Origin of the sequence: Ruminococcus callidus ATCC 27760, assembly GCF_000468015.1 — a bacterium.
In the GTDB taxonomy this organism is placed as follows: domain Bacteria; phylum Bacillota; class Clostridia; order Oscillospirales; family Ruminococcaceae; genus Ruminococcus_C; species Ruminococcus_C callidus.
Window position 1 is genome coordinate 71,183 of the sequence record NZ_KI260480.1, and the last position, 23,736, is coordinate 94,918.

Here is a 23,736-nt window from a genome sequence, read left to right on the forward strand (position 1 = left end):
CGAACGGAACTTTTCCAAAAAGATTCCGAATGGCGAAGCATACCCTGTTTAAGAACGTTCAGAGGGCGTTTAGAATCGTTTGAAGATTTTTCTGCGAAAAACAACACCCAAAAAGAATACACGCAATATACGGGCGTACAGCGTCCGTATTTTTTTGACCATTTTTCTGAAAGGAGTGACTGCAAATGAACAGCCGAAAGAAAAAGAGCATCCACCAGCTGGCAGACGGTATCCTGCAATTTGAGGACAAGCGGAAATCCATTCCGCAAGCGGACTTTACCGATTTGCAGACGTTCCTCTCTGCCTACCTGAATACCCCGGAGCCGAAGAAGCGGAAAAAGCTGGCGGAGGAATTCCGGAAACGGCACATGGAGCTGTACGAATTCCTGCAAAGCAATCCGGAGCTAATCCGGGCAGAGACCAAGATCACCGCCACCCTACAGGCGGCGGCATCCGGAGCAGCCGAAGAAGAGGATAACGGGCAGATCACCAATCTGTTTGAGAAATTGCAGGAGGGACTGGCATGATCTATCAGACTTTTTCCCCCAAGCAGATACAAGCCATGCTCTGGTGGGCAATGCCGAAATTCCGGCAGTATGATGCTATCATCTGTGACGGCTCTGTCCGTTCCGGAAAGACCATGGCAATGAGCATCGGCTATCTGCTATGGAGTATGCGGAGCTTTGACCATGAGACATTTGCCTTTTGCGGCAAGACCATCGACAGCCTGAAACGCAATGTGGTCACGCCGATCCAGAAGTGGATGGCAGGCGTGATGCAGCCGAAGATCAACCTGTCCAAGAACTATATGGACGTGGAATGGCAGGGGCATCACAACCGCTATTATTTTTTCGGCGGCAAGGACGAGAGCAGCTATGCTCTCATTCAGGGTATCACCCTTGCCGGTGTCCTGCTGGACGAAGTGGCACTGATGCCCCGTTCTTTTGTGGATCAGGCAACGGCGAGATGCTCTGTCACCGGTTCTAAGATCTGGATGAACTGCAACCCGGACGGCAGCGAGGAACACTGGCTGTACAAGGAATGGATCGACAGCGTACACGGGAAAGCCGGCGAAAAGAACCGGCTGCACCTGCACTTCACCATGGAGGACAACCGTGCTCTCTCTGTATCTGTCCGGAAACGGTACGAGCGGATGTATTCCGGTGTGTTCTATGACCGGTATGTACTGGGCAAGTGGGTTATGGCGGACGGGCTGGTGTATCCGCAGTTCCAGAAGCTGCGGCACGTCATTCCGGACACTGTGCCGGATGTGCATTCCGGCGAGTTCTATCTCAGCTGTGACTACGGCACACTGAACCCGACCTCTGTCGGCTTATGGCACCTGTCCGGAGATGGCTATGCCACCCGAATCCGGGAGTACTATTATGATGCCCGAAAAGAGGGACATTCCCGAACGGACGAGGAACACTACGCTGCACTGGAACAGCTTGCCGGAGATATTGCCCCCTATGTGCGGTATGTGATCGTAGACCCGTCTGCCGCCAGCTTTATTGAATGTATCCGGCGGCACGGGGTATTTCGGGTGCGGAAAGCCAACAACAGCGTTCTGGACGGCATCCGTGACACGTCCACGCTGCTGCAAGCCGGACGCATCCACATCTGTGAAGGCTGTACGGATATTATCCGGGAATTCGGGCTGTACTGCTGGGACAATCAAGCCAAAGGAAAAGACGCTGTGGTCAAGACCAACGACCACGCCATGGACGATATGCGGTATTTCGTCCGGACGGCGATGCAGCGGACGCTGCGGGAATACCGGATGCCGCCGGCAGATGACAACGAGGAGGTGATGCCATGATCGATGCAACCCAGATCGCCGCAGCCATGCAGGTGCCCTGCCTGCTCAGCGGCGACATGATACAGCAGATGCAGCTGTGGGAAGAACTATATCTGAACCGTGCCGGCTGGATACGGAACCGTATCCGTTCCTGTCACATTCCGGCGAATATCGCACAGGAGCTGAAACGGCTGACACTGACGGAATTTTCCGCCACGGTACACGATGCGGCAGAACTGGAACAGGCGGTCAGCCGTGTGCTGCCGAAGCTGCGGCGGAAAATGGACTTCGGGCTTGCCATTGGCGGCTTGCTGCTGAAACCCTATTTCACGGCACAGGGTGTTTCGGTGGACATTGTGCCGCAGAACGCCTATCTCCCGGTGAACTACACGGACGATTCCTGTGATGCGGTGGTGTGTCCGGAGGAAATTTCCATCGGCAGGGACTATTTCACCCGTCTGGAACTGCACGTCTATTCCCGGTTGCGGCAGACACACACCATTCAGAACCGCTGCTTCCGGTCTGCCAGTCCGGGAACACTGGGCACAGAGTGCAGTCTGGATGCAGTGCCGCAGTGGGCGGATGTATTGCCGGAAAAGGTGTATGAAAACGTACAGCGTCCGCTGTTTGCCATTTTTCAGACACCGGATTCCAACAACATCGACCCCACTTCACCGCTGGGCGTTTCGGTCTTTGCCGATGCCGTGGACTTTATCCGGGATGCGGATGAGCACTGGGAACGAATCCTGTGGGAACTGGAATCGTCCGAACGTGCCATTGATGCCACCGAGGATCTGTTCCGGTACAAGGACGGCAAGCCGGTACTGCCCAAGGGCAGAGAGCGGATGTTCCGCAGCTATGAGAAAACGGACGGGCAGTCCTTTATCAATACCTTTTCTCCGGAAGTCCGGGACACTGCCTATTTCCATGCGTTCAATCAGATCCTGCGGCGGATCGAAAATGCGGTGGGGCTTTCCTACGGCACACTTTCCGAAGTATCCGATGTGGAGAAAACCGCAGAGGAAGTGCGAAGTTCCAAGCAGCGGAGCTTTTCCCGTGTAAAAGACATTCAAGAAAATCTGCGGAACGCACTGGAGCAGATGCTCTATGGGATGCAGTTCTATCAGGACTACTACCGCAGTCAGAGCAGCCCACCGGTCAAGGCAACCTTTAACTTCGGGGATGGTGTGCTGGAAGATCCAGACGTGGAGTACCAGCGGCGTGTGCAGATGGTACGGGACGGACTTCTGAAACCGTCTCTGTTTCTGGCGTGGTATTTTGACTGCTCTGAGGAAAAGGCAGCACAGATGATGCCGGAGCGGCAGGATGACGGCGGTTTATTTTCCGGTGGTGAGATCTGATGCAGAATTATGAGCCGGATGTGACTCAGCTGCTGGGGCTATATCAGCAGCTGGAAGATGATATTGTGGCAGACATGGTGCGGCGGATGCTGCGTATGGGGTTTGTGTCAGAAACCACCGCCTATCAGGCAGAGGTGCTGCAAACTGCCGGTATCCTGTATGATGACATTTTGCAGATGATCGCAGACCGGACAGATGCCAGTGTGGCACAGGTTCGGGCGATGTTTGAGGATGCCGGTGTGCGGACGGTGGAGATCGACAACGACACCCACGAAGCAGCCGGCGAAGCCCCGGCGGACATTCGGCAGGACGCAGGCATGAAGCAGGTGCTGGAAGCCGGATACCGGAAAACCCTTGGCACGATGCGGAATTTGGTCAGCACCACGGCGAACACCACGCAGACTGCTTTCCTGCAAGCCTGTGACCGGGCGTATATGCAGGTGTCCTCCGGAGCGCTCAGTTATCAGGATGCCATACGCATGGCGGTGCGAAATCTGGCGGACGGCGGAGCATATGTGACCTATCCCACTGGACACCGTGACCGCATTGATGTTGCGGTGCGGCGGTGTGTGCTGACGGGCGTGGGACAGACTGCGGCGGCAGTGGCAAAAAAACGTGCAGAGGATTCGGGCTGTCAGTACATGGAACTGACGGCACACGGCGGAGCAAGACCGGAGCACGCCAGATGGCAGGGGCAGCTTGTCCAGATACAGGGCAAACGCACCAGGAAGATCATTGACGGGCTGAAAGTCTTTACCCTGCAAGAAATCGGCTATGGGGACGGCAGAGGCTTCAAGGGCTGGAACTGCCGGCACAACTGGCATCCGTACTATCCGGGACTGTCCACGCCGAACTACACATCGGAGGAGATCGCCAGGCTGGACGAAAAGAGCATTTCTTACAACGGCGAGAAGTACACAGAGTATGAGATCAGCCAGATGCAGCGAAAGGGCGAGCGGAAGGTCAGAACACTAAAGCGGCGAGCGGCAGCGTTGGAGGAAGCAGCGAATAACACAGATGATCCGGTGTTAAAACAGGGTTTGAACAATGATTTTTCGGCGGTTTCCGTGCGTTTGAAAGATGCGGAAAAAACGCTGAAAGACTTCTGTCAGCAGACCGGACAGCGGAGAGATCCGTTCCGGGAGCAGGTCAATGGGTTCGGACGGTCTACGGCTCAGAGGGCGGTGCAGGCTGCAAAACGAGTTCAGAATGGCAAAAAAGAATTGACTTCTGGCGGTGACGGTGGTATAATAAAAGAACAGGAACGAATGCAAAGTTCTTCGGATTATGCTGTTCCAAAAGATTTGGTAAAAAGCAGAGAGTTCAGGAGCAAGTTTGATTCCATGGATTCAGATAAAAAGTTACAGCGGCAGTATTATCAGGTTGCTAAGAAAATGTTGAACCATCGTTCAGGCACAAATGGTGAAGACTTGTATTTCTATAATACCAGAACAAAGAAATGGTATTCCTCAACAACAGGAACGCAAGCCGGAACGCCGGACTATACCGAAGAAATCCGCAGAGCGTTGCAAGAATCTGAAAAAGATGAAATCGTTTCGTTCCATAACCACCCACTTGGTATGCCGCCCAGTGCTGGTGATTTGAATGCCGCATTGAAAAACGGGTATCAAAAGGGCTATACAATTGGACATGACGGTACGGTATTTGAATATACAGCACCAATATTTATTATCGATGAAGCGGTGTATAATAAGAGAATCAGTCTACATGCCGAAAAAGGAGATAGCGAATTCCAAGCACAGGTAAACGCACTCCTAGATTTGCAAGAATTTTATAAATTCAAATTTAAGGAGATGAAATCAGATGGATGATGTTGATATCAAAGAAAAAGATGTTGATATGAATGAAATTAGACGAATATGCTCTGAGAACACTATCGAAGAACTAGAAGCAGAATTCGAGAAGTTCAAAAAGGAATTCGTAGAAAAGCACAAGAATGATGAAAGCACCTCAAAATAGCACGTTTTTTGAGATGCAAAACCAAATATAACAAAAAGCATCTCACCTGAGGTGCTTTTTTCTATGCCAGAAAGGAGAATCTATGAAAGAAATGACATTCGGCGGTGCATTGGAAGCACTGAAAGCCGGAAAGAAAGTTGCCAGAACCGGTTGGAACGGCAAAGGAATGTATTTGTACCTTGCTGACGGCAAATTACTGACGCAGGAAATCGGTGACGGAAGTTATCCGTTTACGGACAGCATTGTCATGAAAACCGCAGATAACCGATATTGCATTGGCTGGCTGGCTAGTCAGACCGATATGCTGGCGGAAGATTGGTGCATTGTCAAATAGACTACCAGCGTTTTTGCATAGCGAAAGCAGCATCTCGTAAGAGGTGCTTTTTTCTATGCCAGAAAGGAGCAGTTATGCTTACAATGATTGTTTTGTTAGTCCTCCTCTATGCCATGAACGGAAGTTTTGCCGTTCCCACGGTGTGCTTTGTGCTTTCGTGGATCGGCATTGGATTCGGAGCGTTTGACCTTATTTTGAAACTGTTTCTGAAAGCTTATGAGAAGCATCTCGACTGAGGTGCTTTTTTCATACATTTTATTTTTTTGAAAAGGAGTTATCCCTATGATCGATGAGAAATTTCTGAAAGGCATCGGCATCACCGACAAGGACACCGTGCAGAAGATCACGGAAGCCTATGCCGCAGACATCAAGGCGGAGCAGGACGCTGCCGCCGCCGTGCAGACGCAGCTGGACGAAGCCAGCAAGACCATTCAGTCCTACAAGGACATGGACATTGACGGCATCAAGGCGAGCGTGGCAGACTACAAGCAGAAGCTGGAGCAGTCCGAGGCAGACCGTGCCGCATTCGAGTACCGCACCAAGCTGTCCCAGTATGTCAAGGGATTGCAGCTGAAAAATGATGTGTACGAAAAGTACGTCACCGATCTGCTGACATCCAAGGAACTGAAATTTGACGGTGACAAGCTGATCGGGGCAGACGATGTGGTGCAGCAGTTCCGCACCGCCCATGCAGACGCATTCGCCCCGAACCCCGGCGAGCGTGCGGCTGTTCCCACGTCCGGCAATCTGCCCAGTGCCATGAACGGCGTGGAAGCTGCGTTTTATGGCATGAATCCGAGTTTGAAGAAGTCCTGACCCCTCAGTCAGTGCTACGCACTGCCAGCTCCCCTAAAGGGGAGCCTATAGAGAGGTGTTACCCCACCGTCTGCCCTACGGGCATCTACCTCAGCACAAGGCACGCCCTACGGGTGCCCTTTCAGGGGAGCCTATCAGGTAAGTTATTTTTATTTATGGAGGAAAAGTTATGGAACATATTGCACAGGAAAGATATTCGACACTGGTGGACGAGAAGCTGCGGTATACGCTGGTCACCAAGGACAACCTGATCTTTAACACTCGCTATGAGGGCAATCCCAAGGCAGGCAAGGTCAAGGTGCCGGTGCGTGATACCGAGGTAGAGGTCAAGCAGTATGACAAGCAGAATGGTGCTGCGATCTCTACCGGCTCTACCACCTACTTTGACATCAACATCGACATTGACGAGGCGGTCAACGAGATGATCGACGGCTATGACGCTGCCAGCGTTCCGGACGGCATCACCGCAGAGCGTCTGGACAGTGCCGGCTATTCTCTGGGGCTGTCCATGGACACCAAGTCTGTCCGTGCTCTGGAGGAGACCGCCGGCATCACTGTGGCAGCATCCAAGACTGCCTGCACCGACAGCACGGCATACAAGCAGGTACTGGCGGCAAAGCGTGTACAGTCCCGTATGGGTGTCCCCAATGACGGCAAACGCTGGCTGCTGGCATCTCCGGAGTTTATGGAGGTGCTGCTGACTGATGATCGTTTCGTCAAGCAGGGTGATCTGTCTCAGGAGCTGGTGCAGTCCGGCGTGGTGGGCAGAATCGCCGGCTACAATGTTTTCGAGTCCAACAACACCATGTTTGAGGACAGCAAGCTGGTATCCGGCAAGAAAACCACCACGGAATTCATCTGCGGTCACCCGAACTGGTGCCACCGTGTGCAGGAGTGGTCTGTTCCGGTCGCCGTCAAGAATCTGACCAACGAGTATATCGGTTCTTCTGCCGTACAGGGCAGAAAGGTCTACGGCATCGGTATTTCCAAGCCGCAGACGGTCTATGTCAAGAGAGTGGAGGCGTAAGGCATGGCATATGCTGATTTTCCATACTACCAGGATTTTTATCTTGGCAGTATGATCCGGGATCCGACCGCATTCGGTCGGGCGGCAGAACGGGCAAGCGAGTATCTGGACATGGTGACATTCGGGCGGCTGCTGGACGGCGTTCCTGCTCCGTGGGAAGACCGCATCCGGAAATGCTGCTGTGCACTGGCGGAGGCGATCGTCACCTATCAGGCATACGGCACAGGCGGTGCAGAGGGCAGCGGTCTGAAAACGGCGGAGACCATCGGAGCGTACAGTGTCAGCTACGCTACCCCGACAGAAAGCATCTCCGCCCTTCTAAACGGAGAAACATCCGGCTTGCAGGACTATCTCAAAAGTATCTGCATCCGGTATCTGGGTGGTTCGGGGCTGTTGTACAGAGGAGTGTGAATATGTTTACCAATAAAATCGGCTGCACGGTATTTGAGAGAACGGTGGGAAAAGACCGCATGGAGCAGTATGTGCGGCACTTCTTCCCTGCGATCTACTGGGAGGACATGAAGGGACAGAGCCAGAGCGGCACGTCTATGAAGCAGCAGGACAGCGTGCTGTGTATCATTCCGGCGGCATCGGTATCCGGCTATATCCCGAAACGGAGCGACCGGATCCTCTGCGGCAGATGCACCGCCGCAGAACCGCCGGAGGAATGCCGGACGGTCATGGAAGTGAAAGACTTTCGCTATGGCTCTGCCGGTGTGCAGCATCTGGAGGTGACGGCAGTATGATCATCAAGGTGGGTATCCATTTTAATACCAAGCAGCTTCACGCAAAATCGGCAGTCCTGAAACAGCAGGCACAGGAATTTGTGGGAAATGAACTGCTGCGGAAATGTGATCCCTATGTGCCGTTTGACACCGGAATGCTCCGGGATTCCGGCATTTCTCACAGCAAGCCGGAGGAAGGGTATCTGTTATGGAAAACACCCTATGCGGCGGTGCAGTGGTATGCCGGCGTATCCCGTGGGCTGCGTGGGAAAAAGTGGGCACTTCGGGCATGGGCAGACCACGGCAAGCTCATTCTGAAAAACGCCCGTATCCTTGCAAAGGGGTGATAGAATGGCGATCATTTCGGCGATACGGGAGTACATTGCCGGCTGTCCGCTGCTCCATGACGGGGCGATCTTAGGCGTAGACCAGCTGGAGGCGGACACCATCGGCTATACTGTGGACACTACACCATGTGAACCAGTGGTGCAGAAGTACACGGACGGCAGCGACAAGCGGCAGTTTCTGTTCGTCTTTGCCAGCCGGGAGAAGTACGGGGAAAGGGTGCTGGAGAACATCGCCAATTCCGGTTTCTACGAGGACTTTGCGGACTGGATCGAGCGGAACAACTGGCAGGGTATCTTTCCGGAACTGGGCGACTATCGGACACCATACCGCATGGACATTGTTTCCAGCGGCTATGCCTATGACACCGGCGATGATACGGCTCGCTATCAGATCCAATTACGACTGATGTATTATCAGGACAGGAGGTATTTTACACATGGGTAAGAATTTGAAAAACGCAGACCTTGTACTGCGTACCGGCAAGGTGGCATTCTATCATGTGCCGGGACAGAGTGCCTATACACGCATGGAGGGCTTCACCAGCCTCTCCACGTCCAAGAATCCCACAGAGTATGAGCGGCAGTATGTGGACGAGGATTTCAAGCGGACGGATATTACCGGCTATAACACTGCCATTGCCTATGCACTGGATCGCTACAAAAAACATCCTGTGACAGATGACATTATCAACATTCACGAGAACGAGCTGCTGGGACAGGATGCGGTGCGTTCTATCATCAATGTGGATATGACCACAGCACAGCAAGGGGGCAGCGGCATCTGGGCGGCATCGGCAAAGATGCGTGACTATGCCGTCATTCCGGATGCAGACGGCGACACCACAGACTGCATGACCTATTCCGGCAACTTTAAGACAAGGGGCGAAATGGAGGATGTCACGGTGTACAGCACCGATGATTTTCAGACCATTACGATTTCTTCCAACACCAAGCCGGTACTGAAAACGCTGTCTGTTTCTTATGGCAGCGAGAACCTGCTGAAACCGACCTTCAAGCCGTCTGTTACAGAGTACACGGTCAGCAAGATCGGTTCTCTGAGTGTGTATGCAGCAGCGGAGAGTGACACATTTAGTATTACAGCTTCTTGCAATGGAAATTCTTCGCCCATTACCAATTCCGGTGTGGCATTTACCGTCAAGGAAGGCGACTATATCTACATTACTGTTACAAACGGCACACTGGGCTCTAATACCTATGCCGTTAAGTGCAGTGCTTCGTAAGGAGGAATGAATGATGAAAGACGATCTGACAATCTGGCATATCCACGGACTGGAGCTGCCGCTGGACATTGAGGAAGCGGACACCGTGGAAAAGTATGAGGCTGCTCTGGCACAGCTGGAGCAGGATGTGCCGGAGGACAAGTCTGCCGGTGCGGCAGCATACATCCGGGCATACTGCAAGGCGTTTCGTACCTTTTATGATACGCTCTTTGGTGAGGGTACGGCGGAACAGATCTTTTCCGGCATCCCAGATCATGCACGGCGGTATACGGCAGTGTACGGAGAATTCCTGACCTTTGTGGCAAAACAGGCGGCACAGTCGCAGGCGGAATCCATGCAGCTGAAAAAGAAGTATCTGCCCAAAGGCGGCAGACGATGAATCTGCTGTACGATGCCCTGCCGGACACGGTGACGGTAGACGGCAAGGCGTACCGGATCTATACCGACTATCGGGACTGGCTGCGGTTTTATGATATGCAGGAGGATGATGGTCTTTCCAAACGGGAAAAGCTGCTGCTGATGCTGGAATGGTACATCGACAAGCCACCGCTCTCCTGTCTGGAGGAGGCTCTGGAAGCTCTCATTGGGTTTGCGACACGCTCCGAGGAGCAGCCGGAACAGCGGCAGGAGCATTCCGGACGCAAAACCACAGACCGGGTGCTGTCATGGCAGTATGATGCAGCCTATGTGTATGCTGCGTTCCTGTCAGTCTATCACATGGACTTGCAGCAGGTGGAGCAGATGCACTGGCATCTGTTTCTGGGGCTGTTTGATGCCCTTCCGGACGAAACGCCAATTAAGCAGCGGATGGGATACCGCAGCGTGAATCTGGCGGAGATCAAGGACAAGAACGAACGGCTGCGGATCCGGAAGATTCAGGATCGCATCCGCATTCCGCAGCCGGAGCTGGACGGCTATCAATGCGGCGCGTTTTTTGGATAGAAGCGTATAAATAGCGGCACTTTTACGGTATGTGAGAGTGCCGTTTTTTCGGAGGTGGTGAAATAATATGGCAGATGAAAGCATCAGAGTCCCCATTGACGGTGATACCAGCGGTTTTGACCAAAAGGTTGAAGGCATGAAAGGGACGATCTCCGCAGCATCTGTGGCAATGGGCAATCTGCTCTCTGACATGGGAAAGAAAGCCCTGTCTGCATTTGGCGATATGATCTCCTCCGGGGACGAGTTCAACAAGGCGATCAATCAGATGTCCTCTTCGACTGGTGCGACCGGAGCGGAGCTGGAAGGGCTTCGGGATGTGGTCAAGGATGTGTACGGCAATAACTTCGGGGATTCCTATGAGGATGCCGCCAATGCCGTGGCAGAGGTCACAAAGCAGACCGGACTGATGGGCGAGGAATTGCAGTCTGCCACAGAGGGTGCTATGGCACTCAGCGACACGTTCGGCTATGAAGTCAACGAAAGCACCCGTGCTGCATCGGCACTCATGAACAACTTCGGGATCAGTGCCGAAGAAGCATACAATCTCATTGCCGCAGGAGCACAAAATGGTGCCGATCAGAACGGCGATCTGCTGGACACCCTCAATGAGTATTCCACACAGTATGCGGCACTGGGACTTTCCGCAGAGCAGTTTACCCAGAGTCTGATCTCCGGTGCAGAATCCGGAGCGTTCTCCATCGACAAGGTGGGCGATGCGGTCAAGGAATTCAATATCCGCTGCAAGGACGGCAGCGAGTCCACCGCAGAGGGATTCGCCATGATCGGCATGAATGCAGATGACATGGCACAGCGGTTTGCGGCTGGCGGCGATACGGCACAGGAAGCGTTTTTCCAGACTGTCCAGGCGTTGGACAGCATTGCCGATCCGGTGGCGAAAAACCAAGCTGCCATTGACCTGTTCGGCACACAGTTCGAGGACTTACAGGCGAACTTGCTACCTATGCTGGCAAACATGGAAGATGCGTCCGGTGTGGCGTATGATGCACTGGGACAGATCAACGAGGTCAAGTATGATGACATCGGCAGTGCGGTAGAGGGACTGAAACGGACTGTCAGCGGTTTCTCTCTGGATATGAAGTCCACGCTGTCTGCCGGAGCAGCAGATGCCATTTCCGGTATCATCAATGTGATGAACGGCGGAGATGCTGCCGGGATCTTTGACGGGCTATTTGAAAGCATCAACAGTGTGATCGACTCCATCGGCAGCAGATCCAGCGGCATGGTGGAAGCTGGTAAGAAGATACTGGGCGAATTTCTTTCCGGTATCCGGGAAAACCTGCCTGGCATTCTCAGTGCCGGAACAGAGATCCTAAACAGCATCGTCCAGGGCATTTCGGAAAATGCTTCGGCATTACTGGAAGCAGGACAGACACTTTTGAACGGCATTATTACAGCGATTCAACAGGCATTGCCGAATCTGCTGCCCATTGCGGTGCAGCTGATCACCACGCTGATCAACGGATTGTCCGAGGGATTGGTGGCACTGATGGAGTATGTGCCGCAGATCATTCTAGCCATTGTCAATGTGATCGTGGAGAATCTGCCCACGCTGATCGTGGCAGCTATCGAGATCCTGAACGCTCTGGTAGGCGGTCTGATAGACAATGTCAGCACGATTCTAACAGCGGTCATTATGATTATCATGACACTTGCAGATATGATAATCCAGAATCTCCCTCTCCTGATCGATGCCGCCATTCAGATCATTATGGCATTAGTCAATGGCATTCTGGACAATCTGCCGCAATTGATCGAAGCGGCAATTGATATGATATTTGCCATTGTCAACGGACTGATCGAACAATTGCCACAGCTGATCGATGCAGCCATTCAAATTGTCACAGCTCTGTTTCAAGGACTAATAGACAACTTGCCAATGATCATTGAAGCAGCAATCAAGCTGATGTATGGTCTGTCTTCCGGGTTGATCAAAGCAATTCCGGATCTTTTGAAAGCGATTCCCCAGATATGGGGAGCGATCTGGGATGCGATCACCGAAGTGGACTGGCTGGAACTGGGCGGCAACATCCTGAAAGGCATTGCCAACGGTCTGATCGAGGGTGTTTCTGCTATCTGGGATACGGTGCAGGACGTTGCCGGACAGATCTGGGACGGATTCAAGGACTTTTTCGGGATCAATTCCCCGTCTAAGCTGATGCGTGACACTGTGGGTAAATTTTTACTGCCCGGCGTTGCCATAGGCATGGAAGACACCACGGGCGACACTGCCGATGATCTGAACCGTTCGCTGGATGCCATGATGGACAAGGTGGACACCGACCGGCTGCAAATGCAGCTGGATTCTGCGGTACAGATGCAGGGATATTCCAGCATGGGAACTGCCGGAACGGCAGTACAGTACAATCCGCCGGAGAAGACAGCGGCGGAGGAATACCAGCAGCCGCAGCAGAACGGGGATATTATCATTCCGGTGAACATCGGCGGCACACAGTTGGAAACCGTTGTGGTCAAGGCGGCACAGATCGCCAATGCACGAAGCGGAGGGGAAACATTATGAGACTTGTGAATATTTGGGCGAAGTCGCCGAGCGGCACTTGGTCTTGTGCTGCCAATATGCGACAGCTGGTTAACGGAGATTCTACTGCGGAGCCTCTGGGAAAACGATTCCAAAGTGCTGCCGGAACACAGATCTATTATCCGGTTCTGGCGTTGGTGAAAACCATTCCACTGTCGTTTGAGGTGCACGGAGATACCGCCTTGTCCAAGCTGATGAGTGTGCTCAGATGTGGTGTACTGTATCTGGACGGTGCAGTTTATCCGGCACAAACAGGGGCAATTGTTCCATTTGACCAGCATCTGGGAGATTGTTTGATCCTGTCCGGAAACGTTTCTGTGACCACGATTTCTGTTAGTCGTGAGATCTATCGCGTATCTTTTTCGGCAATCCGGCAGCTTGGTCAGGAGGAATTTGGTGAAATTCCGTATTTTGCCCCGCTTTTCAGTAATTCCCAGATCTCTTTTTCCGGCGTGGAAATCGTACAGGACAGCAATGGCACTCCCTTTTCGCCGCTGGCATATTTGCAGTCCAGAAGCGGCAAACGTCTGGCAGACGGCTCTGTGCAACTGCCGGACTATACGACCGAAAGCACAGACGTAATCTATCTGCATTTCTATGTCGGTGCAAATTTGCTGCAAGCGGCTTCGCCAAAAATTTTGATATATGGTGTCAACGGGTATCCAAATGCGGAGAGAGATCTGACGGCGTATTTTCAAGATTCCAGCGGAAATTGGATCGGCAGCGTCATTGGGATCGGGATCACCGGAACAGTGACAAACGCCTATGTGCGGATGCAGTGCGGCGATATTGACCGCATTTATCGTCTGCGGATCGATGCACCGAATTTCCGGGAGGATGAGATATGATCATTGCAGAATCTATTCGGGTGGAGGTATACAAATACAACTATGCCGCACACGGCTATGATCTGGTTACCACACTGACGGAATCCAGTATCATTTCTGCCGGCGGCAAGCGGCAGTGCTGTGCAGACGGCACATTTGAGATCGGCGGCGTGTATGCTGCCACGTTTTCCATGCAGGCAAAGATTCCGGGAATGACCACATTTCAGGTGCGTGGGGCAAAATTACGGGTACGTTCCAAATACGGCACTGAATCCGCATGGCACAATATGGGCACATTCTGGGTCACGGATGCCACCCGTGTGGGCGAGATCTTTTCCGTCAACGCACAGGACTCTGTGGGGTGGCTGGATACGTCCAGCTATAACAGCACATCGGAATCTGCCGTCAAAGCTGTCGGAAAGGTGCTTGCAGACAAGTGGCAAAACATCGGAATCGGAATCGACCAGTGGGACGAAAACGGAACTGAATACGGCGGCTGGCTGCAATATCTGACGGACTGCACCAATACCTTTATCCAGTCCCAGACCGGCGTAAAAGAGATGCTGCACTGGAAAGCGTATGACAAGGCAAGACGGGAAACTTATGGCAGGTACTGCAACGACAGGATCTATGCAAAGGTCAACGGGAAATGGTCACAAACCATATATCCGGCAAAGTTTTATCTGAGTGCGGAAAACAGCAACAGCGACTCTGACTGCCCACGGGATTTTTACCGCTATCTGGCAGAACTGGCTTTTGGGTTTGTGTATGCCAGACCGGAGGACGGAGCTTTGGAACTGGGACAGTTCGGGAACGGTTATCACGGAAGTGTCAGCATCGGCATGTCAGAAATAGAATACGATTCCTGTGAGATGGCAGATTATGAGATCCATATGCTGCGTACAGATGCCCGTGTGGAACTGGAAGATGAAAAATCTGCATGGGCATGGGTAAGACATAGTTCTCCGGATTACAGCACCAGTTCTTTTCAGCGATTTCTGATCGAATCCAATCCGTTTCTGGATGGTTTTGCAAAGGATTTTGTATTCAGCAGCGGCTATGGACTGAATACCATTCCTCATTCTATGTGGCTTGCAAGATATTCTTCCGACACCGGGAATCAGTATGCAGTGCGTCCGTTTTCCTGCACCGTACACAGTACAAAACGGTTTCAGCTGGGACAGAAAATCAAGCTCTCCTATCGGGATTTTCATGAAACCACTGCCAAGAGCTATGACAGCATTATCACTGCCATTGAATGGACATTTCGGGGCGGTACAAAGCTTTCCTGCGGCGGCGAGGACAGCCGCGTGATGGCGGACTGCATCCGTTCCTCCAAGGGCGACAAAGTCCGCAAAGAGGCACGGAACCGGTGCAGAGCGTTGGAAAAACGAGTTCAGAAACTGGGAGGGTAAGACATGATATTGCAGGCAAACAAGAAATTCATTGACACCAGCCATGTGGCACATCTGCTGACTGCCGGAGAAAAGTATGCGGACAAGCTTGTCTTTTCCGTAGAGCGATTTTATCAGGAAACCGATCTGTCCGGCTGTCTGTTTGTGATGCGTGGTGTCAACAGTGCCGGAAATCTGGCACTGGAAACGCTTTCGCAGGAAGTCATGGAAACAGAGATCCGGCTGACATGGAACGTGTCTTCGGCGTTTACTGCGGTTTCCGGTATGCTGGCGTTGGAGATCGTCTGCTATGACAACAGCGACCGCATTCTGAAATACACGGTCACGCCCATGCAGGTGAAAGCCTCTGTGCTGGAGGAATACAGCGGCGGTGTGGACGCTATCGAGGAAGCACTGAAAGAAATGGAACGGATCCTGACGGAAACCAGAACAATTTCGGTACAGCTGCCGCAGATCCGCAACGGCACATGGTGGCTGTATGATACCGACAGCGGAGCGTATACAGACAGTGGTCTGCCGGCTCGTGGTGAAAAAGGCGAACCGGGAGAAAAAGGCGATCCGGGCGAGCAGGGCGTTCCCGGTGAAAAGGGAGAAACCGGAGAAAAGGGTGAGCCGGGTGCAAAGGGCGATCCCGGCGAAAAAGGCGAACCCGGTGCACCCGGAAAAGACGGTGCAGACGGCGTAGACGGACGTGACGGTGCGGACGGAAAATCCGCCTATCTCCTTGCAGCAGAGCATGGCTACAGCGGTTCTGAATCCGAGTGGCTGGCATCTTTGAAAGGCGAAAAGGGAGATGCCGGACAACCGGGGGAACGTGGAGAAAAAGGGGATCCGGGAGAGCAGGGCATTCCCGGTGAAAAAGGCGACACCGGTGCAGACGGGAAAGACGGTTTTTCCCCCATTGCTGCTGTGGCGAAAGACGGCAGCACGGTGACCATCACCATCACAGATGTCAACGGTACAACCACAGTAACGCTGACAGAGGGTGCGGCAGTAGACCTCACCCCATACGCAAAGACGGTCTATGTGGACGGAAAGGTGCAGGAGCTGTCCGACAGCCTGACGTATACCTTGCAGGAGCATACGCTGTCCATCACGCATCTGGAGGAATCCGCACACACCCACGACAATCTGGACGTACTGAATAAGATCAGCGGAACAGAGTGGACACAGCTGGTTTCCATCAAGCATTACCACAACAACATAGAAACGCTGAACAGCATTAGTCCGGCGGACTATGAGAATCTGAGTAGCAAGTTTCCGGCGAGAATCACGGCGTTAGAGGATTCTTTGGGCGACATTGCAACTGCTCTGGCGGACATTGTGGAGGTGACGGCGTAAATGGCGACAATTGCACAGTACATTGCAGAGATCAACCACCAGCGTGACCTGCTGGCAGGGCATCTGGTTGCCCGTGGCATTATCGCAACGGCAGACGAAAAGCTGAATCTGCTGGTACACAAGGTTTCCCTGCTGCCCTCTGGCTCGACCGAAAAAACAGTGATTTTTGATGCAGACCACCGGGACGGAATCTTTCTTTCCCACAATAACACCTTGTACAGTCTTTCTGCGTTTACGGCGGTATATCCGGACTTTTGCAGCAGCAAAAATGAGTATGCCCTGAACTATTCCACCTCTATTTTTGGATGGGATTATTCCTGCTACACCTGTTCGACTGTGCCGCTGACGCTCTCTGCGGCAACACAGATCGCCATGCGGTTTCTGGCAAGCAGCACAGAAACCGGCATCATGCGGCTGGTACAGTCGGACAGCGGCACAGCAGAGGACATTCTCAGCAAGGCACAGACAGAGGGCAGCCATATTGACCTGTCCTTGCAGTGGCTGTACAGCACGGATTATATCACCACGCTGACCCCCTGCGAAGGTGTCACCACAGGCACATACTATCTGGCATGGGTCGGACGGAGCAACAACAGCCGTCCGCTGATCCGGTCGATTACAGCGATTTAAGGAGGTTATTTTATGAATCTGATCGAGGCAGTTGAGCAGCTGAAAAGCGGCAAGGCGATCCGGCGGAGCAGCTGGGGGGATGCGGCGATTCAGGCGGCACAGCTGGAAAACGGACAGTATCAAATCTTTGCTTCTGGGAATCTCACGCCGGAAATGCTGGTTTTGCTTTCCGGCGACTATGAAGCAACAACAGGAACGGAGGAAACATGATGGAAGTTTTGGGTATTACAGCAGTAGCAGCAATCACGATCATCTGCTATCTGGCGGCGGAGATCGTGAAGGTCACTTCTCTGGACAACAAATGGATTCCGGTCATCTGCGGTATTTCCGGCGGCATTCTGGGAATTGCAGCGTTGTTCTGGATGCCGGATTTTCCGGTGCAGGATGTGCTGTCTGCGGCAGCAGTCGGCATTGTGTCCGGACTGGCAGCAACGGGAGCAAATCAGATTTTCAAGCAGTTCAGGAGCTGATGAAATGGCAAAATATGCGTATGAAGATAATCCGCAGCTTTCGCCTCATTTTTGTGCCAGAGAATTCCGCTGCAAATGCAGTTCTCCGCACACGTTTCAGGTGTCGGAACAGCTGATTTCGATGCTGGAACGGCTGTATATGGCGTTGGACTGCGGCAAGATCATCGTCAGCAGCGGCTACCGCTGTGCAGCACATGACAAGGCAGTTGGTGGAAACGGAGCAGGGCAGCATACCAAAGGCACGGCGGCGGACGTGGTGTGCTACGACAAGTCGGGCAACATAATTTCAGCAAAGACGGTGTGCTGTAAGGCTCAGGATCTGGGCTTCGGCGGCATTGCCAATATCACCGGTGCTTATACTTCGGTGCATCTGGATGTACGCACCGGCAGCCGATATTATGGTGATGAAACCAAAGGCACAAACACAGTGACAAACAATTTCTACAGCTATTTCGGCATTGCAAAAGCACAGCCGCAACCATCTGAAATTGTGGCAAAAGGGATTGATGTTTCCAAGCATCAAGGCGTGATCAACTGGGAAAAAGTCAAGGCATCCGGGCAGGTGGATTTTGCGATTTTACGGGCTGGTTTTGGGAAAGAATCCAGCCAGATCGATGTGCAGTTTGAACGGAATTACAGCGAGTGCAAACGGCTTGGAATTCCCTGCGGTGCGTACTGGTACAGCTACGCCAAAACTGCCGCAGAAGCGTGGCAGGAGGCTGCTGTGTGCCTGTCTGCTCTGGCTGGAAAGCAGTTCGAGTATCCAATCGCATTTGACATCGAAGAACAGGCAAGTTTGCAAAATGCAGATGCCCTGTGTCAGGCGTTTTGCAGTGCGTTGGAATCTGCCGGGTATTATGCGGCAATTTATACGTTCAAGTCGGCTCTGGAAAGCTGTATCGGGGACGATATAAAAAGCCGGTATGACGTGTTTCTGTCTCATGTGGATGTGAGCAGATCGTCCTATGCCGGGAATTATGGGCTGTGGCAGTACAGCTGGAAAGGCAGCGTTTCCGGCATTGTCGGCGAGGTGGATCTGGACTATGCGTATCAGGATTATCCGGCGATCATCAAGGCTGCCGGGCTGAATGGATTTGCAAAAAATGCAACAACTACCACAGACAAGCCGAATGAGGACACAGAAAAAGACACCAACAATAATGACACACTCAAACAGATCTTGCGGCACGTTGCCAGTATTGACGAGAAATTGAACGGATAAAACAGCGGTAAAACGCCGTTTATAGGTAGTAAAAAACGCTCTTGAACGTGGTGTTCAGGAGCGTTTTTTTCGTTTTGCGTGTCAGTTTTTTGCGTTTTGCGTGGCAGGCTACAATTTTTAACGCAGTATGCAGCAAAATTTGCCGAAAAGACGCAGGCAGATGCCTATGCACACAAGCTCTAAGGAAACACTGCAAGCAGCCGGACAGGCGATATGCCTGTGTATATATTGGAACGCCTTGTTCCCAACCCAATTTAAAGGAGTGTATCATTATGAGTTATCTGAAAGTTGACATTCTGTATCTGAGTGAAAAGGACATGCTGGACGCTGGTGTAAATGATGTTGTGAAGTGCACAGATACCATGGAAGAAGTGGTGAAGCTTCTGGACGACGGAGATTACCGCATGGGCGGTGAAAACGGCAACTCTCACGGCTGTATGATCAGTTTTCCGGATAATCCCGCATTCCCGAACATGCCGAAGAACGGTCCGGACCGCCGCTTTATGGCAATGCCGGCATATCTGGGCGGCAAGTTCGATATGGCAGGTGTGAAGTGGTACGGTTCCAACGTGGAGAACCGTGAAAAGGGACTGCCCCGTTCCATTCTAATGGTCATTCTGAACGACAAGGACACCGGTGCTCCCAAGGCATTCATGTCTGCAAACCTAATCAGTGCATACCGTACCGCAGCCATTCCGGGCGTTGGCGTGAAGCTGCTGTCCAAGCCGGATTCCAAGGTGCTGGGTGTTGTAGGACCAGGCTTCATCAACAACATCACCATTGAAACCTTTGCAGCACTTCGTCCCTCGCTGGACACCCTGAAGATCAAGGGACGCGGCAGAGCCTCCATTGACCGCTGCATTGCCTATGTCAAGGAACACTGCCCACAGTTCAAGAACATCATCGTCTGTGATACCATGGAAGAATGCTGCAAGGACGCAGACATTATGACCATTGCCGTTTCCACGCCTACCGGCGGACACGCCAACTATCCGTTTATCCAGCGGGAATGGCTGAAGCCGGGCTGTCTGGTGTGTGCACCGGGTGCCGTAGATTTTCCGGACGAACTGGTCTGCGACCCGAAGGTAAAGCTGGTTGTAGATAACAAGAAGCTGTACGAGGCATGGGCAGAGGAATATCCGTATCCCACTTTCGATAAGATGTTCCTGCTGGGCGACAAGTTCACCGACCTCGACCATGACGGCAAGCTGGACTGGGGCGTGGTACAGAACATCGGTGCCATTGCCAACGGCAAGGTGCCGGGCAGAGAGTCCGACGATCAGATCATTCTGTACTCCATCGGCGGCATGCCGGTAGAAGATGTGGCATGGGGCAAGACCGTGTATGAAACGGCTCTGGAAAAGGGCATCGGCACGAAGCTGAACCTGTGGGACGCACCGTATTTGTATTAAGGAAACGCTGCATAAAGCACGCTTGACGGCTTTGTACGCAATCTGCTTGCAAATTTCCCGTCATATTGCCCAGAAATCCCTTGCCATACATAAAGTATGCCTGCGGAATTTCTATGCAATCTGTCGAATGCGGAATTTCTGTGCAATCTGCCGGAAAATCTGACTACGCATCTTACGCACAAGTTTTATGCAGTGTTTCCTTAAGTATTAAGAATCTTGTAAATCACAATTCCGGTAAGTCTGCCGTGACCGGTTTGTCCGGCAGGCTTTTCGGCTGTCAGGAAAGAGGCGTTTCCCATGAAGAAATACGACCCGTTTGAAAATGTGCAGACGGTAATGGAACAGGCGGCGATACTGGGAAAGATCGACCGCAGAATGTTTGAGATCATCAAGAATCCCCAGCGGGAAACGAAGGTGTATCTTCCCGTAGAAATGGACGACGGCAGCATTCGGGTGTTCGAGGGCTATCGTGTGCAGCACTCCAATATCCGCGGCCCGTTCAAGGGTGGTATCCGTTACCACCAGAACTGCGACCTGAACGAGATCAAGGCACTTGCCACATGGATGTCTCTGAAATGTGCTGTGGCGAATATTCCTTACGGCGGTGCAAAAGGCGGCATTCAGGTGGATCCCAGTACCTTGTCCAAGCGGGAACTTTGCCGTCTGACACGGCGGTATACCTACGCCATTGAACCGCTGATCGGAGCGGACAAGGATATTCCCGCACCGGACGTAAACACCAATGCCCAGACTATGGCGTGGGTGCTGGATACTTACAGCATGCTCCACGGAAAACCATGTCCGGGCGTAGTGACCGGAAAGCCTGTGGAACTGGGCGGTTCCAGAGGACGTGCTTCCGCCACCGGCAGAGGCGTGGTCATTGCCACCCAGCTGGTTCTGAAGACCAACGGCGTGGATTCACTGGACGGCGTAAAAGTTGCCGTGCAGGGTATGGGCAATGTTGGAGCCAACGCGGCACGAATTTTCTGCCACCGCAACGCCTGCGTTGTGGCACTCAGCGATGTGTCCGGTGGCATTTACTGCGAATCCGGATTAGATGCCGATGCGGTTTCCGCGTTTCTGGAAGAGGGGCACCTGCTGAAAGACTATCAGGCAGAGGGCGTTTCTCATATTTCCAACACGGAACTGCTGACTTGTGACTGTGATGTGCTGGTGCCGGCGGCTCTGGAAAACCAGATCAACGCCGAAGTTGCAGAACAACTTCGCTGCCGGTACATCGTAGAGGGTGCCAACGGTCCTACCACTGTGGAAGCAGATGCGATTCTGGAACAGCGTGGCATTACTCTGATTCCGGATATTTTCGCCAACAGCGGCGGCGTGATCGTGTCCTATTTCGAATGGGTGCAGAATATCCAGGAACTGACGTGGGAACGCTCACAGGTCAACGAGATGCTGGAAAAACTGATGACGGCTTCTTTCGGCGAACTGCTGGAAGAACGAAAAAAGACGGCATGTTCTTATCGTATGGCAGCTTATATCGTAGCACTGCGGCGGCTGCTGTACGCCGAGGACATCAAGGGACTGTTCCCATAATCGCGGGAAACGGGAGTGTAGAAGGGAAATACTGCATAAAGCCCGTCTGACGGCTTTGTACGCAATCTGCTTGCAGTGTTTCCGTAGAAAAAGAGAGGTGTTGCATCATGACAGGCAATGTTGCATTCATGTTCGTATGTACCATTATGGTATTCTTTATGACACCGGGGCTGGCATTCTTTTACGGCGGCATGGTAAGACGGAAAAACGCCCTGAACACCATGATGTTTTGCATGGCAATGATGGGAATCGGTATGCTGCTGTGGTTTCTCTGCGGCTATTCGCTGAGTTTCGGCAAGGATCATGCCGGCATCATCGGCGACCTGAACAATGTGCTGATGCGGAATGTTTCGTGGGAAGTTACCGGCGGAGAGGGCGATGCACCGGAAATGGTGTCTGCTCTGTTCAACATGATGTTCGCAGTGATCTCGCCGGCGATCATTCTGGGAGCCGTGGCAGAACGCATGAAATTTTCCAAAATGATGCTGTTCGTGGTGATCTGGTCGTTCCTGGTATATTACCCGCTGGCACATATGGCATGGGGCGGCGGACTGCTGGAGATGATCGGTTCCATTGACTTCGCCGGCGGCAACGTCATTCATATCAGCACCGGTGTTTCCGGACTGACGGCATGCATCATTCTGGGCAGCCGGAAAGGCTACGGAGCCATGTCCTACCACCCGCACAACATACCGTTGTTTCTGCTGGGAGCCTCCATGCTGTGGATGGGCTGGTTCTGCTTCAACTGCGGCTGTGCCGGTGGTGCCAACAGTATTGCCGTTCTGGCGTTTGCCAATACAGCACTTTCCTCCGCCGCAAGCATGGTGGTATGGATGCTCATCGAAGCACTGGTGCAGAAAAAGTGCACCGTCATGGGTGCCGTGACTGGCGGCATCGTGGGGCTGGTCGGCATCACGCCGGGAGCAGGCTATGTGCCGCTGTGGTCGTCCCTGATCATCGGTGCAACGGCAGCTCCGATCTGCTATCTGGCAATTTCCAAGATGAAGAAAAAGTTCGGCTATGACGACGCACTGGACGCATTCGGCTGCCACGGTGTCGGCGGTATCTGGGGCGGTATCGTGACTGGTATTTTCGCCACCAAACAGATGAACGATGCGGTTCCGCAGGAAGGCTTGCTGTTCGGAGATTACCGGCTGTTTCTCTCCCAGCTGGGGGCAATCGGCATTTCCATTGCAGTGGCAGTGGTCATGACGACTATTATCATGCTGGTACTGAAAAAGTGCAGCGGTGTGCGGGTATCCGATCTGGAAGAAGCACAGGGCCTGGATCTGATCGAACACGGTGAACGTGCATATCCGGCGTTCAACGGACTGGATTGAGGAGGTGCGAGATCATGAAAAAAATAGAAGTGATTTTCCGACCGGAAAAGCTGGAGCCGCTGAAAGAAAAGCTGCTGGCAGCTGGTGTGCAGGGTGTGACTATTTATCAGGTGCACGGCTGCGGAAACCAGCACGGCTGGATCGCCTATCACCGCGGCAATGAGGTCATGATGAACACGCTTCCGAAGGTCTATCTAATGACAGTGGTGCCGGACGACCGCGTGGAGGACTTCCTGCAACTGATCAAGGAAAACGTCTATACCGGAACTGTGGGCGACGGCAAGATCTTCATTTCCACCGTGGACGAGTGTATTCGTATCCGGACAAATGAAACCGGCGACGCGGCACTTTGACAGGAAATAAAAGGCAATACCGTGCAAAGTCGCCAGACGCTCTT

The 23,736-nt window shown here is 52.7% G+C and carries 28 protein-coding genes; all 28 read left to right on the top strand.

Annotation, left to right across the window (positions count from 1 at the left end):
• Positions 1 to 185 precede the first annotated feature (185 nt).
• The 28 genes from RUMCAL_RS12945 to RUMCAL_RS13075 all read left to right on the top strand — a co-directional run bounded on the left by RUMCAL_RS12945 (position 186) and on the right by RUMCAL_RS13075 (position 23,692).
• A complete protein-coding gene (locus RUMCAL_RS12945; protein ID WP_021683419.1) occupies positions 186 to 527 on the top strand; it encodes a hypothetical protein in 342 nt (113 codons plus the stop codon).
• Positions 524 to 1,819, top strand: coding sequence for a PBSX family phage terminase large subunit (locus RUMCAL_RS12950; protein ID WP_021683420.1), 1,296 nt, complete (start codon positions 524 to 526; stop codon positions 1,817 to 1,819). The genes RUMCAL_RS12945 and RUMCAL_RS12950 overlap by 4 nt, the downstream gene beginning before the upstream one ends.
• The gene (locus RUMCAL_RS12955) at positions 1,816 to 3,159 is read left to right on the top strand and encodes a phage portal protein (RefSeq protein ID WP_021683421.1); all 1,344 of its coding nucleotides are present in this window, start codon (positions 1,816 to 1,818) and stop codon (positions 3,157 to 3,159) included. The genes RUMCAL_RS12950 and RUMCAL_RS12955 overlap by 4 nt, the downstream gene beginning before the upstream one ends.
• Positions 3,159 to 4,991 (top strand): phage minor capsid protein, encoded by a 1,833-nt coding sequence (locus RUMCAL_RS12960; RefSeq protein ID WP_021683422.1) that lies wholly within the window; start codon positions 3,159 to 3,161, stop codon positions 4,989 to 4,991. The genes RUMCAL_RS12955 and RUMCAL_RS12960 overlap by 1 nt, the downstream gene beginning before the upstream one ends.
• Entirely contained in the window at positions 4,984 to 5,139 is a 156-nt protein-coding gene (locus tag RUMCAL_RS15660; RefSeq protein ID WP_021683423.1) for a hypothetical protein, read from the top strand. The genes RUMCAL_RS12960 and RUMCAL_RS15660 overlap by 8 nt, the downstream gene beginning before the upstream one ends.
• 82 nt (positions 5,140 to 5,221) lie before the next feature.
• Entirely contained in the window at positions 5,222 to 5,473 is a 252-nt protein-coding gene (locus RUMCAL_RS12965) for a DUF2829 domain-containing protein (RefSeq protein ID WP_021683424.1), read from the top strand.
• 83 nt (positions 5,474 to 5,556) lie between these two features.
• Positions 5,557 to 5,709, top strand: a complete 153-nt coding sequence (locus tag RUMCAL_RS15665) for a hypothetical protein (protein ID WP_156902565.1) — start codon at positions 5,557 to 5,559, stop codon at positions 5,707 to 5,709.
• A gap of 46 nt (positions 5,710 to 5,755) precedes the next feature.
• Complete coding sequence (locus RUMCAL_RS14850; protein ID WP_021683426.1) at positions 5,756 to 6,289, top strand: phage scaffolding protein; 534 nt, start codon at positions 5,756 to 5,758, stop codon at positions 6,287 to 6,289.
• Between the two features lie 169 nt (positions 6,290 to 6,458).
• Positions 6,459 to 7,316 carry a hypothetical protein gene (locus tag RUMCAL_RS12980; RefSeq protein WP_021683427.1) on the top strand — a complete coding sequence of 286 codons (858 nt, stop codon included), beginning with the start codon at positions 6,459 to 6,461 and terminating at the stop codon, positions 7,314 to 7,316.
• A 3-nt stretch (positions 7,317 to 7,319) separates the two neighbouring features.
• Complete coding sequence (locus RUMCAL_RS12985) at positions 7,320 to 7,727, top strand: head-tail connector protein (RefSeq protein WP_021683428.1); 408 nt, start codon at positions 7,320 to 7,322, stop codon at positions 7,725 to 7,727.
• A 2-nt stretch (positions 7,728 to 7,729) separates the two neighbouring features.
• Positions 7,730 to 8,062 (top strand): hypothetical protein, encoded by a 333-nt coding sequence (locus RUMCAL_RS15670; protein ID WP_021683429.1) that lies wholly within the window; start codon positions 7,730 to 7,732, stop codon positions 8,060 to 8,062.
• Entirely contained in the window at positions 8,059 to 8,388 is a 330-nt protein-coding gene (locus RUMCAL_RS12995) for a minor capsid protein (RefSeq protein WP_021683430.1), read from the top strand. Before RUMCAL_RS15670 ends, RUMCAL_RS12995 begins: the two co-directional genes overlap by 4 nt.
• 4 nt (positions 8,389 to 8,392) lie before the next feature.
• Positions 8,393 to 8,833: a hypothetical protein gene (locus tag RUMCAL_RS13000; RefSeq protein ID WP_021683431.1), complete on the top strand. Its 441-nt coding sequence runs from the start codon at positions 8,393 to 8,395 to the stop codon at positions 8,831 to 8,833.
• Positions 8,826 to 9,629, top strand: a complete 804-nt coding sequence (locus RUMCAL_RS14855; RefSeq protein ID WP_021683432.1) for a hypothetical protein — start codon at positions 8,826 to 8,828, stop codon at positions 9,627 to 9,629. The genes RUMCAL_RS13000 and RUMCAL_RS14855 overlap by 8 nt, the downstream gene beginning before the upstream one ends.
• 10 nt (positions 9,630 to 9,639) lie before the next feature.
• Complete coding sequence (locus RUMCAL_RS14860; protein ID WP_021683433.1) at positions 9,640 to 10,008, top strand: DUF6673 family protein; 369 nt, start codon at positions 9,640 to 9,642, stop codon at positions 10,006 to 10,008.
• Entirely contained in the window at positions 10,005 to 10,571 is a 567-nt protein-coding gene (locus tag RUMCAL_RS13015) for a bacteriophage Gp15 family protein (RefSeq protein WP_021683434.1), read from the top strand. The genes RUMCAL_RS14860 and RUMCAL_RS13015 overlap by 4 nt, the downstream gene beginning before the upstream one ends.
• A 67-nt stretch (positions 10,572 to 10,638) precedes the next feature.
• Complete coding sequence (locus RUMCAL_RS14865) at positions 10,639 to 13,110, top strand: phage tail tape measure protein (protein WP_021683435.1); 2,472 nt, start codon at positions 10,639 to 10,641, stop codon at positions 13,108 to 13,110.
• The gene (locus RUMCAL_RS13025; RefSeq protein ID WP_021683436.1) at positions 13,107 to 13,976 is read left to right on the top strand and encodes a hypothetical protein; all 870 of its coding nucleotides are present in this window, start codon (positions 13,107 to 13,109) and stop codon (positions 13,974 to 13,976) included. Before RUMCAL_RS14865 ends, RUMCAL_RS13025 begins: the two co-directional genes overlap by 4 nt.
• Positions 13,973 to 15,370 (top strand): hypothetical protein, encoded by a 1,398-nt coding sequence (locus tag RUMCAL_RS13030; protein ID WP_021683437.1) that lies wholly within the window; start codon positions 13,973 to 13,975, stop codon positions 15,368 to 15,370. The genes RUMCAL_RS13025 and RUMCAL_RS13030 overlap by 4 nt, the downstream gene beginning before the upstream one ends.
• Positions 15,371 to 15,373: 3 nt before the next feature.
• Entirely contained in the window at positions 15,374 to 16,711 is a 1,338-nt protein-coding gene (locus tag RUMCAL_RS13035) for a collagen-like domain-containing protein (RefSeq protein WP_021683438.1), read from the top strand.
• A complete protein-coding gene (locus RUMCAL_RS13040) occupies positions 16,712 to 17,341 on the top strand; it encodes a hypothetical protein (protein WP_021683439.1) in 630 nt (209 codons plus the stop codon).
• A gap of 12 nt (positions 17,342 to 17,353) precedes the next feature.
• A complete protein-coding gene (locus RUMCAL_RS13045) occupies positions 17,354 to 17,551 on the top strand; it encodes a hypothetical protein (protein ID WP_021683440.1) in 198 nt (65 codons plus the stop codon).
• Positions 17,548 to 17,811: a phage holin family protein gene (locus tag RUMCAL_RS13050; RefSeq protein WP_021683441.1), complete on the top strand. Its 264-nt coding sequence runs from the start codon at positions 17,548 to 17,550 to the stop codon at positions 17,809 to 17,811. Before RUMCAL_RS13045 ends, RUMCAL_RS13050 begins: the two co-directional genes overlap by 4 nt.
• Before the next feature lie 4 nt (positions 17,812 to 17,815).
• A complete protein-coding gene (locus RUMCAL_RS14870) occupies positions 17,816 to 19,033 on the top strand; it encodes a GH25 family lysozyme (protein WP_051343864.1) in 1,218 nt (405 codons plus the stop codon).
• 272 nt (positions 19,034 to 19,305) lie between these two features.
• Positions 19,306 to 20,445 (top strand): tyramine oxidase subunit B, encoded by a 1,140-nt coding sequence (locus RUMCAL_RS13060; RefSeq protein ID WP_021683443.1) that lies wholly within the window; start codon positions 19,306 to 19,308, stop codon positions 20,443 to 20,445.
• A 297-nt stretch (positions 20,446 to 20,742) separates the two neighbouring features.
• Complete coding sequence (locus RUMCAL_RS13065) at positions 20,743 to 21,999, top strand: Glu/Leu/Phe/Val family dehydrogenase (protein ID WP_021683446.1); 1,257 nt, start codon at positions 20,743 to 20,745, stop codon at positions 21,997 to 21,999.
• 107 nt (positions 22,000 to 22,106) lie between these two features.
• The gene (locus RUMCAL_RS13070) at positions 22,107 to 23,339 is read left to right on the top strand and encodes an ammonium transporter (RefSeq protein WP_021683447.1); all 1,233 of its coding nucleotides are present in this window, start codon (positions 22,107 to 22,109) and stop codon (positions 23,337 to 23,339) included.
• A gap of 14 nt (positions 23,340 to 23,353) precedes the next feature.
• Positions 23,354 to 23,692 (top strand): P-II family nitrogen regulator, encoded by a 339-nt coding sequence (locus tag RUMCAL_RS13075; protein WP_021683448.1) that lies wholly within the window; start codon positions 23,354 to 23,356, stop codon positions 23,690 to 23,692.
• Positions 23,693 to 23,736: the final 44 nt, after the last annotated feature.

What these genes read in the sequence shown, in the direction of transcription:
- RUMCAL_RS12945 (WP_021683419.1), top strand. Translation starts at nt 186, where the DNA reads ATGAACAGCCGAAAGAAAAAGAGCATCCACCAGCTGGCAGACGGTATC.
- RUMCAL_RS12950 (WP_021683420.1), top strand. Translation starts at nt 524, where the DNA reads ATGATCTATCAGACTTTTTCCCCCAAGCAGATACAAGCCATGCTCTGG.
- RUMCAL_RS12955 (WP_021683421.1), top strand. Translation starts at nt 1,816, where the DNA reads ATGATCGATGCAACCCAGATCGCCGCAGCCATGCAGGTGCCCTGCCTG.
- RUMCAL_RS12960 (WP_021683422.1), top strand. Translation starts at nt 3,159, where the DNA reads ATGCAGAATTATGAGCCGGATGTGACTCAGCTGCTGGGGCTATATCAG.
- RUMCAL_RS15660 (WP_021683423.1), top strand. Translation starts at nt 4,984, where the DNA reads ATGGATGATGTTGATATCAAAGAAAAAGATGTTGATATGAATGAAATT.
- RUMCAL_RS12965 (WP_021683424.1), top strand. Translation starts at nt 5,222, where the DNA reads ATGAAAGAAATGACATTCGGCGGTGCATTGGAAGCACTGAAAGCCGGA.
- RUMCAL_RS15665 (WP_156902565.1), top strand. Translation starts at nt 5,557, where the DNA reads ATGATTGTTTTGTTAGTCCTCCTCTATGCCATGAACGGAAGTTTTGCC.
- RUMCAL_RS14850 (WP_021683426.1), top strand. Translation starts at nt 5,756, where the DNA reads ATGATCGATGAGAAATTTCTGAAAGGCATCGGCATCACCGACAAGGAC.
- RUMCAL_RS12980 (WP_021683427.1), top strand. Translation starts at nt 6,459, where the DNA reads ATGGAACATATTGCACAGGAAAGATATTCGACACTGGTGGACGAGAAG.
- RUMCAL_RS12985 (WP_021683428.1), top strand. Translation starts at nt 7,320, where the DNA reads ATGGCATATGCTGATTTTCCATACTACCAGGATTTTTATCTTGGCAGT.
- RUMCAL_RS15670 (WP_021683429.1), top strand. Translation starts at nt 7,730, where the DNA reads ATGTTTACCAATAAAATCGGCTGCACGGTATTTGAGAGAACGGTGGGA.
- RUMCAL_RS12995 (WP_021683430.1), top strand. Translation starts at nt 8,059, where the DNA reads ATGATCATCAAGGTGGGTATCCATTTTAATACCAAGCAGCTTCACGCA.
- RUMCAL_RS13000 (WP_021683431.1), top strand. Translation starts at nt 8,393, where the DNA reads ATGGCGATCATTTCGGCGATACGGGAGTACATTGCCGGCTGTCCGCTG.
- RUMCAL_RS14855 (WP_021683432.1), top strand. Translation starts at nt 8,826, where the DNA reads ATGGGTAAGAATTTGAAAAACGCAGACCTTGTACTGCGTACCGGCAAG.
- RUMCAL_RS14860 (WP_021683433.1), top strand. Translation starts at nt 9,640, where the DNA reads ATGATGAAAGACGATCTGACAATCTGGCATATCCACGGACTGGAGCTG.
- RUMCAL_RS13015 (WP_021683434.1), top strand. Translation starts at nt 10,005, where the DNA reads ATGAATCTGCTGTACGATGCCCTGCCGGACACGGTGACGGTAGACGGC.
- RUMCAL_RS14865 (WP_021683435.1), top strand. Translation starts at nt 10,639, where the DNA reads ATGGCAGATGAAAGCATCAGAGTCCCCATTGACGGTGATACCAGCGGT.
- RUMCAL_RS13025 (WP_021683436.1), top strand. Translation starts at nt 13,107, where the DNA reads ATGAGACTTGTGAATATTTGGGCGAAGTCGCCGAGCGGCACTTGGTCT.
- RUMCAL_RS13030 (WP_021683437.1), top strand. Translation starts at nt 13,973, where the DNA reads ATGATCATTGCAGAATCTATTCGGGTGGAGGTATACAAATACAACTAT.
- RUMCAL_RS13035 (WP_021683438.1), top strand. Translation starts at nt 15,374, where the DNA reads ATGATATTGCAGGCAAACAAGAAATTCATTGACACCAGCCATGTGGCA.
- RUMCAL_RS13040 (WP_021683439.1), top strand. Translation starts at nt 16,712, where the DNA reads ATGGCGACAATTGCACAGTACATTGCAGAGATCAACCACCAGCGTGAC.
- RUMCAL_RS13045 (WP_021683440.1), top strand. Translation starts at nt 17,354, where the DNA reads ATGAATCTGATCGAGGCAGTTGAGCAGCTGAAAAGCGGCAAGGCGATC.
- RUMCAL_RS13050 (WP_021683441.1), top strand. Translation starts at nt 17,548, where the DNA reads ATGATGGAAGTTTTGGGTATTACAGCAGTAGCAGCAATCACGATCATC.
- RUMCAL_RS14870 (WP_051343864.1), top strand. Translation starts at nt 17,816, where the DNA reads ATGGCAAAATATGCGTATGAAGATAATCCGCAGCTTTCGCCTCATTTT.
- RUMCAL_RS13060 (WP_021683443.1), top strand. Translation starts at nt 19,306, where the DNA reads ATGAGTTATCTGAAAGTTGACATTCTGTATCTGAGTGAAAAGGACATG.
- RUMCAL_RS13065 (WP_021683446.1), top strand. Translation starts at nt 20,743, where the DNA reads ATGAAGAAATACGACCCGTTTGAAAATGTGCAGACGGTAATGGAACAG.
- RUMCAL_RS13070 (WP_021683447.1), top strand. Translation starts at nt 22,107, where the DNA reads ATGACAGGCAATGTTGCATTCATGTTCGTATGTACCATTATGGTATTC.
- RUMCAL_RS13075 (WP_021683448.1), top strand. Translation starts at nt 23,354, where the DNA reads ATGAAAAAAATAGAAGTGATTTTCCGACCGGAAAAGCTGGAGCCGCTG.